Below are 10,451 nucleotides of genomic sequence, written 5' to 3' on the forward strand. Positions count from 1 at the left end.
TCTCAGGTCCCGGTGAAGTTCGGTTTGCGTTTCTCGGCGAAGGCGGCGACGCCCTCGTCGCGGTCCCCCGTGGCGCCGGCCATGCCGCCGCCCAGGGCCTCGATCATCGCGGCGCGGTCCTCGCCCGCCGCGGCGTGGATCATGTATTTCGCCACTTCCACGGCGCGCGGGGAGGTGCCGGTCAGCCGCTCGGCCATGGCGAAGGCCGCGGCCTTGGGCGCCTCGGCCAGCTCGCAGGCAAAGCCCAGTGCAAGCGCCCGCTCGGCGGAGATGCGGCGCCCGAAGAGCGCCATTTCCTTGACCGCGGGCTCGCCGATCAGCCGCAGGAGCCGCTGGGTCCCGGACCAGCCAGGCACGATGCCGACCCCGGCCTCGGGCAGCGCCAGGGTCGCGCCCGGCGCCATGACCCGCGCGTCGCAGGCCGCCGCGAGCTCGAGCCCGCCGCCGAAGGCATGGGCGCCCAGCGCCGCGACGCTCGGCAGCGAGAGCCGCGCCAGCCGGTCGAAGACCCGATGGCCCGCGCGCACCCAGTGGCGGGCGAAATCGGCGGGCGCCAGCGCCGACCAGGCGGCGATATCAGCGCCGGCGCAGAAGGCCTTGGCGGGCGCGGCGGTCAGGACAAGCGCACGCAGCGCGGGGTCGCCCTCGATCTCGGCGCAATGCGCCTCAAGCGCGGCCAGCATCTCGGGCGTGAAGGCGTTGAGCTTGGCGGGATTGTCGAGCCGCAGCTCGACCACCGCGCCGTGCCGGATGAGGTCGATCCCGCTCATAGCGCCAGCTCCATCGGCCCCTCGGCGAAGAGCGCGCGCGGCATCTCGGTCGCATTCTCGGCGATCTGCACCCGGCCCTCGGAGGCCGCCACGATGTCGCGCGCCGGATCGACGCCCGGCATGATCTCGGTCGCCAGGAGCCCCGCCTCGGTCAGCCGGATCACGCAGCGCTCGGTGATATAGAGCACCTCCTGCCCGGTCTCCCGAGCGCGGGCGCCCGAGAAGGTGACATGTTCGACCGCGTCGACCATCTTGGTGAACTTGCCCGGCGCGCGGACGGTCAGCCCGTCCTGGCCGAGCGCCAGGTCCGCCCCGGCCTCGAAGAGCCCCGAGAAGACGATCTTGCGGGCATGGGCGGTGATGTCGACGAAGCCGCCGCAGCCGGCGGTCAGATAGGGCTTCTTGCCCAGCTTCGAGACGTTGACGTTGCCCGCCCGGTCAACCTCGAGGAAGGACAGGAAGGACAGGTCGAAGCCGCCGCCCTGGAAATAGGTGAACTGCTGCGGCGAGGGCATATAGGCGTCCGCGTTCGAGGCGCAGCCGAAGGCGAAGTCGAGAAGCGGCATGCCGCCCGTCGCCCCCTGCTCGATGGCCCAGGTCACGGCGTCCGGCTCTCCGGCCTCCAGAAGGATGCGCGGCACCAGCGCCGAGATCCCGAAGCCCAGGTTGGCGGTCATCCCGCGCGACAGCTCCATCGCGGCGCGGCGGGCCAGGAGCTTTTCCACCCCCGGAGGCGCGGCGCTGAAGCTCGACCAGGGGCGCATGATCTCGCCCGAGATCGCCGGATCGTAGAGCGTCTCGGTGGTCTGGCGCTGCTCGGCATCGACGACCACGAGGTCGACCAGGTGCCCCGGCACCCGCACGTCATGCGGGCGCAGCGAGCCCGAGGAGGTCACGCGCTTCACCTGCGCGATCACCAGCCCGCCGTGGTTGCGCACCGCGATGGCCTGCTCCAGCCCGCCGAGATAGGCGCCCTCGTGTTCGTAGGTCAGATTGCCGCGCTCGTCGGCGGTGGTGGCGCGGATCACCGCCACGTCGGGCACGATGTTGGGGAAATGCAGCCAGGTCTCGCCGCCCATCTCCTGGCGGCTGACGATCGGCGCTTCGGCGGCGGCGGCATTCATCGCGCAGCCCTCGCGCCGGGGATCGACGAAGGTGTCGAGCCCGACCTTGGTCAGCACCCCGGGCCGGCGCGCGGCCACGTCGCGATGCATGTCGAAAAGGATGCCCGAGGGCACGTTGTAGGCCGCGACCCGGTTCTCGGTCAGCATCTTCCAGATCTCGGGCATCGGCAGCGAGGACGGCCCCGAGGGATAAGACCCCGCGATGATCCGGCTCAGCAGCCCGTCGCGGGCGATGTGGTCGATGCCCTTGATGCCGTACATGTCGCCGGCTGCGATTGGATGCAGGGTGGTCAGCCCACGCGGGTGGCCTTCGGCCAAGAAGCGGGCGCCGATCGCGGAGAGGACCGCGTCCGGGCAACCGAGCCCCGAGGAGGAGGAGACCGTGACCACCGCGTCATCCGCGATCTGCTGCGCGGCCTCGGCCGCCGAGACGATCCGCGCCATGTTCAGAGCCCCCCGTAATCGACGTCGACCGCCCGGCCGGTCCGGGCCGCCTCGCGCACCGCCAGCGCCACGGCGAGGGATTTCACCCCGTCGACGCCATCGGCCGAGGGCGCGCCCGCGCCCCGGGCCGCCGCGGTGAAGAGCGCCAGCGCCTGGTGGTAGAGGTTGTGCCCCTCGAAGGGCAGCGCCCGGCGGCCCTCGGCGTCCTCGATCCAGACCTCGCCCACCGGCTCCTGGGTCATCACGCCGCGCGCGAAGATCGAGCCCTCGGTGCCGTGGATCTCGAGCCCGGTGCCGGCGAAACGGTGGGTGAAGCTTTCGTGCGACTGCACCATGACGCCGGAGGGCATCGACCAGACCGACATCACGCTGTCCTCGACGCCCTGCCCGAGCCCGCTTTCGCCCGCCCGCGCCACGACCCGCGCCGGGTCCTCGCCGAGGTGGAAGCGCACGGTGTCGGCGTCATGCACGGTGATGTCAGGGATCACCCCGCCGCCCGCCGCCGCATCGGCCACGCGCCAGCCGCGCAGCTCTTCGGGCAGCGAGACGGCGTGGAAGACCCGCATGCTGAGAAGCGAACCGATCCGGCCCGCGCTCACCGCCTCGCGGATCGCCAGGTGGGCGCCCGCGTTGCGCAGGTGGTGGTTGGTGCCGAAGGTGACGCCCGCGTCCCGCGCCGCCGAGACCATCTCGACCGCCTGGGCGAGGTCCATGGCGAGCGGCTTCTCGCAGAGCACGTGCTTGCCCGCCGCGATGGCCGCCATGGCCTGGGGGAAGTGCTTTTCGTTGGTGGTGGAGATGTAGACGGCCTCGACATCCGCGCCCAGAGCCGCGTCCAGGTCGGTGGTGCTGCGGGCGATTCCGTGGCGCTCCGCATAGCTGCGCCCGCGCTCGGTATCGGAGCTGAGGACCGTGGTGATCTCGGCCCCCTCCTGCGCCCGGATCGCGTCGATCATGTAGGATGAGGCGATCCGGCTCGCCCCCAGCAATGCCCAGCGCATGACGTCTCCCTTGTGTGCCGTCCGTGATTTGGATCGTTCCAAAACATGTGTAATTGGAACGATCCAAATCCGTCAAGGGGATTTTTCAAAGGCAAGGGTTCGAGGGCGTTGGGGAGGAAGCCAAGACCGCGTTTTGGCGTCGAAAACCCAAGCCTTAGGCTCGGGAGTGGGTCAGCCCTACAGACGGTGCGCCGAGCGAGAGCCAATCCTGAGAGATCAATCCCCGCCCCGCCTCAACAAGAAACGGGCAGCCAGAGACCGGCTGCCCGCAAAGCTTCAGGGACGCCCGCTCACGGCAGGAAGGTCAGCCCGCAGGCCAGCACCACCCCGGTCACCAACAACACCACCAGGCAATAGCCCATGATGTCCTTGGCCGAGAGGCCGGCGATCGCCAGAGCGGGCAATGCCCAGAAGGGCTGGATCAGGTTGGTCCAGGTATCCCCCCAGGCCACGGCCATGGCCGTCCGGGCCGGCTCGACCCCCAGGGCCGCGCCGGCTTCGAGCATGATCGGCGCCTGCACCGCCCATTGGCCGCCACCCGAGGGCACGAAGAGGTTCACGATACCCGCGGAGAGGAAGGTGAAGAGCGGCAGCGTGTCCGCCGTCGAGACCGAGACGAACCAGTTCGACATCGAGACCGCCAGCCCGGAGCCCACCATCATTCCCATGATCCCCGCATAGAAGGGGAACTGCACGATGATGCCGCTGGCCCCGTCCACCGCCTCCTTGACCGAGGCCAGGAACTGCGACGGGCGGCCGTGCAGGAGGATGCCCAGGAACAGCAGCGTGAAATTGACGATGTTCAGGTTCAGCCCGCCATCCGTGCCGAAGGTGTAGAAGCCGACATAGACCAGCCCAAGCGCCCCCGACGCCAGCGACAGCGCCATGCTGTCCTCAAGCCGGGCCGAGGGCGTGTCCGGCGCGGTGCGGCGCGTGGTCTCCTCTGCGTCCAGCTTGTCCCGGGAGATCGTCACCTCCTGCCCTTCCGGCGGCGCGATCAGCCAGTTGACCAGCGGAATGACGATGAAGAGCGCCAGCAGGATCCCGAGGTTCATCGGCGAGAAGATGGTTTCGCTGGTCGGCACGACCCCGATCCTGTCGGCGGTGAAATGCCCGTCGGTGGCGATCACCAGGGGGACCGAGCCCGAGAGCCCGCCGTGCCAGACCATGAAGCCGCTGTAGGCGCTGGCGATGGCCAGCCGGTAGTCCAGCCGGGGAATGGCGCGGGCCAGCTCACGGGCGAACAGCGCGCCGATCACCAGGCCGAAGCCCCAGTTGATCCAGGCCGCGACCAGCGACACGAGCGTCACCAGCACGATGCCCTGACGGGGCGTGCGGGCCAGTTTGGCCAGCACTCGGAGCAGGCGCTTGAAGATCGGCGTGCTGGCGACCACGAAGCCGGTGACCAGGATGAGCACCATCTGCATGGAGAAGCTCAAGAGGTTCCAGAAGCCTTCGCCCCAGAACTGCGCCATCGCCATGGGGCCATGGCCCTCCAAGAGCATTCCGGCGCCGAAGACGGTCAGGGTCAGCAGGAGGACCAGCACGAAGGCGTCCGGGAGATAGCGCTCGACCATGGTGACCGAGGCGCGGGTGAGTCCTTGTATCATCTTGAATTCCCTCGGGCTGTATCACTTGCGCGGGTGGATCGGCATCGGACCGGCGAGGTCCAGCTCGGCTTCCAGGACCTGGGCCGCCGACAGCAGGTCGAAGTCGCCTTTCGGCTTGCCGATCAGCTGCAGGCCCACCGGCAGGCCGCTGGCGGTCGCCCCGCAAGGGATCGAGATTGCCGGGCAGCCCGTCAGCGTGATCACGAAGGTCAGGAACATCCAGTCGATGTAGCTGGTCAGCTCCTCGCCGCCGATATGGGTCGGGAAGCGCTGCTCGACCGGATAGGGCGGCACCGCCACCGTCGGGCAGGCCAGGAGGTCGTAGGTCTCGAAGAAGGCCGCGACATTGTGGAAGATGGCGGCGCGGGTGCGTTCGGCGCGCAGCACCTCGTCGGCGGTGATGTTCTGGCCTTTCTCGATGTTCCAGATGATCTCCGGGGCCACGCGGTGGCGGTCGGTTTCCAGAAGATCGCCGCGCAGGCTGGCGACCAGCACCGCGCGCAGGGTTTGAAAGGCCTCGAGGCCGCCGGAGAGATCCGGGCAGGCCTCCGCGACCTCTGCGCCGGCCCGGGCGAAGGCCTGCGTGCCGCTGCGGCAGATGTCGGCGACCTCCGGGTCCACCAGCGAGAGGTTCAGATCCGGCGTGAAGGCCACGCGCTTCGGCGCCTTGGGGGCCGCGACCGCGTCCACGAAGGGCCGTGCCGGTGCCGGCACGGACAGCGGGTCCCTGGGATGCCCATGTGCGAGCGAGTCGAGCATCAGAGCCGCATCCGCCACGTTGCGCGCCATCGGACCCTCGACCCAGAGCGGATCGAAGGGCAAAAGGCCGGCGCCGCGTGGCACGCGGCCCACGCTGGGGCGCATGCCCACGATGCCGCAATAGCTGGCCGGGATGCGCAGGCTGCCGCCCAGATCGTTGCCCGTGGCCAGCCAGGCCTGCCCGGCGGCCAGCGCGGCGGCGGAGCCGCCGGAGGAGCCGCCCACGGTCATCCGCAGATCCCAAGGGTTGCGGGTGGCGCCGAACACCGGATTGAAGGTGTTGGCCCCGGCAATCTCGGGCACGTTGGACTTCGCCATCGGGATGCCGCCGCTGTCTTCCAGCGTCTGAACCGTGAAGTCGGAGGCCGCCACCTTGTTCTCCGCGAAGATCGGCGAGCCGTAGGTCGTCACCTGCCCGGCGACGTCGTTGTAGTCCTTCACGACGACCGGCAGCCCGGCCAGCCAGCCCGGCCGATCCGCACCTGCGTGCTCTTGCGAGGGGAAGGCCTTGGCGACCTTGCGCGCCTCCTCGAAGAAGCGGATCGGCAGGGCGTTGATGTCCGGCTCGACCTCCTCGATCCGGGCGATCGCCGCGTCGAGGAAATCGAGCGGCGCCGCCTCCCCTGTCTTCAGCGCCGCAACCGCCTCGGTCGCGGTCATGTTGATGAAGTCATCGGTGGCTTTTGATTTGGCAGTCATCTGGGCTCCTCCCCATGCGTGATGTTCTGTTGCTCTGAGCTTGGCCGCCGGGCCGGGCGTCAGCCGGCGGCGGGGCTGTGCAGGTTGGCGAACCTGCGGCGCAGCTCCGCCTTCTGGACCTTGCCCATGACGTTGCGCGGCAGCTCATCGGCCAGCAGGACCGATTTCGGCTGCTTGTAGCGGGCGATTTCCCCGGAGAGCGCCTTGAGCAGGGCATCGCTGTCGAGAGACACGCCGGCTTCCGGCACCACGAGGGCCGCCACCGCTTCGCCGAAATCGGGATGCGGCACCCCGAAGACAGCGGATTCGGCCACGCCGGGCAGCGCGTCGAGCGCGGTTTCGACTTCCTTGGGATAGACGTTGTAGCCGCCGCTGATCACCAGGTCCTTGTCGCGGCCGATGATCTGCAGATAGCCCTCCTCGTCGAAGCGGCCGAGGTCACCGGTGACGAAATAGCCGTCCTCGCGGAACTCCGCGGCCGTCTTCTCCGGCATGCGCCAGTAGCCCTGGAACACATTCGGTCCGCGCACCTCGATCGCGCCGGTCTCTCCCTGCGGCAGGGCAGCGCCGGTCTCGCGGTCCGTGATGCGGATGTCCACCTCCGGCAGGGCAAAGCCGACCGCCCCGGTGCGGCGCTCGCCGTCGTAGGGATTGGAGGCGATCATGCAGGTTTCCGTCATGCCGTAGCGCTCCAGGATCACATGCCCGGTGCGCGCGGCGAATTGCCTATGCACATCCTCCGGCAGGGGCGCCGAGCCCGAGACGAAGACCCGCATCTCCGCGACCGCAAGCGGGTCGAGACGGGGCGATTCCAGCAGGCGGGAATAAAAGGTGGGGACCCCCATGAGCACCGTGGCGTCGGCCATCTCGTCGATGATCTGGTCGACGTCGAAACGCGTCAGGAAGATCATCGTGGCCCCGGTGCTGATCGCCATGTTGCAGGCCACGAACAACCCGTGGGTGTGAAAGATCGGCAAGGCGTGGATCAGCCGGTCGGCGCTGGTGAACCGCCAGGCCTGGTTCAGCGCCACGGTGTTGGACGCCAGGTTGCCATGGGTCAGAACCGCGCCCTTGGAGCGCCCGGTGGTCCCGGAAGTGTAAAGGATCGCCGCGGGATCATCAGTGCCGCGCGCGACCGGCGCGGGCTGCCGCACGGCCTCGGCGGCGCGCTCCATCAGCGTGCCATCGGCGGCGGCGCCCAGGCTTTCCACGGCCAGCGTCTCCGAGGCCCGGCCTGCGTATTGCGGCAGTGCCTCGGGCGCGCAGACGAAGAGGCGCGGCTCGGCATCCCCCAGGAAATAGTCGATCTCGGGGCCGGGATAGGCGGTGTTGAGCGGCAGGAACAGACCGCCGGTGCGCAGGCAGGCCAGGTAGAGCAGCACGGCCTCCGGGCTCTTTTCCACCTGCACGGCCACCCGGTCGCCGGGACACACGCCCAGCTCGACAAGCGCGGTGGCCAGGCGCAGCACCAGGTCATGCGCCGCGGCATAGGTGATCGGCGGCTGCCCCGGCCGCTCGAACATCACCTTGGCGCCCTCCTCGCGGCAGATGGCATCGAACATTTCAGGGATGGTGCAGGTCATTGTCTGTCTCGCTTCCATATGGGTTTCGGTGAGCCGGGCGCGTCAGGCGGATGCGCCCTTGCCGCTTCGCAGGGCGCGCCAGACGGCGGGGCCAGAGGTCACGGTGCCCGCGCCGGCGAAGGCCTCGTGGCGGGCTTCGATCTGATCCAGCTCGTAGAGGTAGTTGATCATCAGGCCATGAGCGCGCCGCAGCGCCCCTTCGGCGAAGTCCGCAGGCCAGTTGATCCGGTGGGCCGAGGCGCCGTTGCCGAGGTGAAACCGGGCCACGGGATCGGCCGGCAGCCCCGCACCGGTCTTGCCCTCCACGAAATATCGCGCGGCCCAATACTGAACCCTGGGCGCCAGCACCTCACAGAGGCCCTCGTCCTGCTGCCAGCGCCCCTCGGTCAGTTCTGCCGACAGCGCCTGCGCGTCGTCCTCGTCCTGCGCCGCGAGCCAGCGGGCGAACCCCGGCGCCGGGGAGAGCGTGACGAAGGTGCGGATCTGCGGCAGCTCCTGCGACAGGCTGCGGACCACCTGCTTGATCAGGAAATTCCCGAAGGACACGCCCTTGAGGCCGGGCTGGCAATTGCTGATGGAATAGAACACCGCGGTATCGGCGGCCTCGCCTGCCCCGGCGCTGTCCCCGGCCAACAAGGGACCGATGGCGCCGGGGATGCCCTGACAGAGGGCGACCTCGACGAAGATCAGCGGCTCGTCCCCGGTCGCGGGATGGAAGAAGCCGTAACACCGGCGGTCCGAGGGCTCGAGCCGCCGCCTGAGGTCGTTCCAGTCCTTGATTTCATGCACCGCCTCGTAGGCGACGATCTTTTCGAGGATCGCCGCCGGCGAGTTCCAATCGATGCGCCGCATGACCAGGAAGCCGCGGTTGAACCAGGACGACAAGAGGTGGCTGAAGTCGCTGTCGAGCGGCGCCAGCTCCGGCGCCTCGCGCATCAGCCGCAAGAGGTCCTGGCGCATCCGCACCAGCTGCAAGGTGCCGCCGGCCGCGTGGTTGAGCATGCGCAAGAGGCTTTGACGCCTGGGCTCCACGGCCTCGAAAAGGCTCTGCAGCGCCGCCTCGGACTGGCCGGCGTCCCAGTCCGCATAGGCCGACCGGAGAGCCGCTGGGTCCGCGCTGTAGCTCTCCAGGAGCACGCGGAAGAACCGCGCCTTCTCTTGGTCGTCCAGCTCGGCGTAGGCGGCAAGCGCCTGTTCCGCCACGGCGATCCGGGAGGCTTCGCCGCCTCTCCGCATCAGCTCGGCGCAGCCGGCCTCAAGCCGCTGGGCGGGAGGCTGCGATGACGCCTGCACCGCCCCCATCGACCGCATGCGGCCACCGATGTTCTGCAGAAGCTCACTCAGCAGCGAGATATTGGAACCGGACATCAGCTCTCCTCCACCTTCGCCAACCTTATACATCATACCAGTCACGTTGTATATAACAAAAACGAACGTGGATTTTTCACCCGGCCCCATCTATATCTTTAAGGAGGCTTCAGAGGGCGCCGATCATGGCTCGAAAATCAAACACGGTGCGCGTCCGCGAGGCGCTGGAGAACGCCATCGTCAACGGCCGTCTGGTGCCGGGCATGCGGATCGACCCGGAGGCGCTGGCCCAGGAATTCGAGTGCTCCCGCACCCCAATTCGCGATGCGCTTCAACAGCTTGAGGCGTCAGGCCTGGTTCGGATCCACTCCAAGCAGGGCACATTCGTCACCGAGTGGACGGTGGACGAACTGGCCGAGCGGTTCGAAGCCATGGCCGAGATGGAGGCCACCTGCGCGCGCCTCGCGGCCAGGCGCATAACCGGCGAGGAGCTGGCAGAGCTCGAGGCCCGGCACGCGTCGTGCCGCCAGCTGGCCGAGGAAGAGCGGTTCGACGATTACTACTCGGAGAACTCGGCCTTCCACGCCTGCATCTACCGGGCGACTCACAACAGCTTCATCGAGCAGGAGGCCAAGCGCCTGCACTCCATGCTGCAGCCCTATCGCCGCATCCAGCTGCAGGTCCGCAACCGGGTGAAGCGTTCGTTCCACGAGCATGACGCCGTGGTGGCGGCGATCCGCAACGGCGACGACGAGGCCGCCGACAAGGCCATGCGAGACCACGTGCTGGTTCAGGGCGACCGCTTCCACGACCTGCTTGCCGCCCTGCGGATGGATGCGCAGAAACGGAAGGTGGACGCCTCCTGAACGGGCGGGCTGGCCTGCGTCGCGATTTTTCGGGGCGCTTGCGTTCTCCCAAGGTTCGGATGGCCGCGCGAATGATCCAACCGCTGGAGATGTTGCCCATTTCTCAGCGGCCGGGACGTGAACCTAACATCCGTCCAAAGCCCCGAACTGCTGTGACCCCCAATCTTCATCCACCCGAAGCCGGAGCCCGGCGGTCAGATTGGCGCGGGTGCGCCGGTGGAGCAATGGGCGATCCGCGCAGCGTTTCAGGTGCGCGGAGCGGATCATCCATTGCGGTGAGGTTGGCG

The 10,451-nt window shown here is 68.7% G+C and carries 8 protein-coding genes; 1 reads left to right on the forward strand and 7 read right to left on the reverse strand.

The annotated features are described in order from the left end of the window. Positions 1-2: 2 nt before the first annotated feature. The 7 genes from ACX938_RS07275 to ACX938_RS07305 form a co-directional block, all read right to left on the reverse strand. Positions 3-770 carry an enoyl-CoA hydratase/isomerase family protein gene (locus ACX938_RS07275; protein WP_459430556.1) on the reverse strand — a complete coding sequence of 256 codons (768 nt, stop codon included), beginning with the start codon at positions 768-770 and terminating at the stop codon, positions 3-5. Further along, a complete protein-coding gene (locus tag ACX938_RS07280) occupies positions 767-2,338 on the reverse strand; it encodes an acyl CoA:acetate/3-ketoacid CoA transferase (protein ID WP_459430557.1) in 1,572 nt (523 codons plus the stop codon). The genes ACX938_RS07275 and ACX938_RS07280 overlap by 4 nt, the downstream gene beginning before the upstream one ends. A gap of 2 nt (positions 2,339-2,340) precedes the next feature. After that, positions 2,341-3,339, reverse strand: a complete 999-nt coding sequence (locus ACX938_RS07285) for a Gfo/Idh/MocA family protein (protein WP_459430558.1) — start codon at positions 3,337-3,339, stop codon at positions 2,341-2,343. Positions 3,340-3,629: 290 nt separating this feature from the next. Then, complete coding sequence (locus ACX938_RS07290; RefSeq protein ID WP_459430559.1) at positions 3,630-4,949, reverse strand: short-chain fatty acid transporter; 1,320 nt, start codon at positions 4,947-4,949, stop codon at positions 3,630-3,632. A 21-nt stretch (positions 4,950-4,970) separates the two neighbouring features. Then, on the reverse strand, positions 4,971-6,407 hold the full coding sequence (locus tag ACX938_RS07295; protein ID WP_459430560.1) for an amidase: 1,437 nt from the start codon (positions 6,405-6,407) through the stop codon (positions 4,971-4,973). Positions 6,408-6,466: 59 nt separating this feature from the next. Then, positions 6,467-7,990: a malonate--CoA ligase gene (locus tag ACX938_RS07300; RefSeq protein ID WP_459430561.1), complete on the reverse strand. Its 1,524-nt coding sequence runs from the start codon at positions 7,988-7,990 to the stop codon at positions 6,467-6,469. Positions 7,991-8,032: 42 nt separating this feature from the next. Beyond that, a complete protein-coding gene (locus ACX938_RS07305) occupies positions 8,033-9,358 on the reverse strand; it encodes a malonyl-CoA decarboxylase (RefSeq protein ID WP_459430562.1) in 1,326 nt (441 codons plus the stop codon). A 125-nt stretch (positions 9,359-9,483) separates the two neighbouring features. Here ACX938_RS07305 and ACX938_RS07310 point away from each other — a divergent pair, with 125 nt between their 5' ends. After that, positions 9,484-10,164 carry a GntR family transcriptional regulator gene (locus ACX938_RS07310; RefSeq protein ID WP_459430563.1) on the forward strand — a complete coding sequence of 227 codons (681 nt, stop codon included), beginning with the start codon at positions 9,484-9,486 and terminating at the stop codon, positions 10,162-10,164. Positions 10,165-10,451 lie beyond the last annotated feature (287 nt).

It is taken from the genome of Roseivivax sp., assembly GCF_054552075.1.

Coding starts and splice junctions, on each gene's coding strand:
- ACX938_RS07275 (WP_459430556.1), bottom strand. CDS start 770: ATGAGCGGGATCGACCTCATCCGGCACGGCGCGGTGGTCGAGCTGCGG.
- ACX938_RS07280 (WP_459430557.1), bottom strand. CDS start 2,338: ATGGCGCGGATCGTCTCGGCGGCCGAGGCCGCGCAGCAGATCGCGGAT.
- ACX938_RS07285 (WP_459430558.1), bottom strand. CDS start 3,339: ATGCGCTGGGCATTGCTGGGGGCGAGCCGGATCGCCTCATCCTACATG.
- ACX938_RS07290 (WP_459430559.1), bottom strand. CDS start 4,949: ATGATACAAGGACTCACCCGCGCCTCGGTCACCATGGTCGAGCGCTAT.
- ACX938_RS07295 (WP_459430560.1), bottom strand. CDS start 6,407: ATGACTGCCAAATCAAAAGCCACCGATGACTTCATCAACATGACCGCG.
- ACX938_RS07300 (WP_459430561.1), bottom strand. CDS start 7,990: ATGACCTGCACCATCCCTGAAATGTTCGATGCCATCTGCCGCGAGGAG.
- ACX938_RS07305 (WP_459430562.1), bottom strand. CDS start 9,358: ATGTCCGGTTCCAATATCTCGCTGCTGAGTGAGCTTCTGCAGAACATC.
- ACX938_RS07310 (WP_459430563.1), top strand. CDS start 9,484: ATGGCTCGAAAATCAAACACGGTGCGCGTCCGCGAGGCGCTGGAGAAC.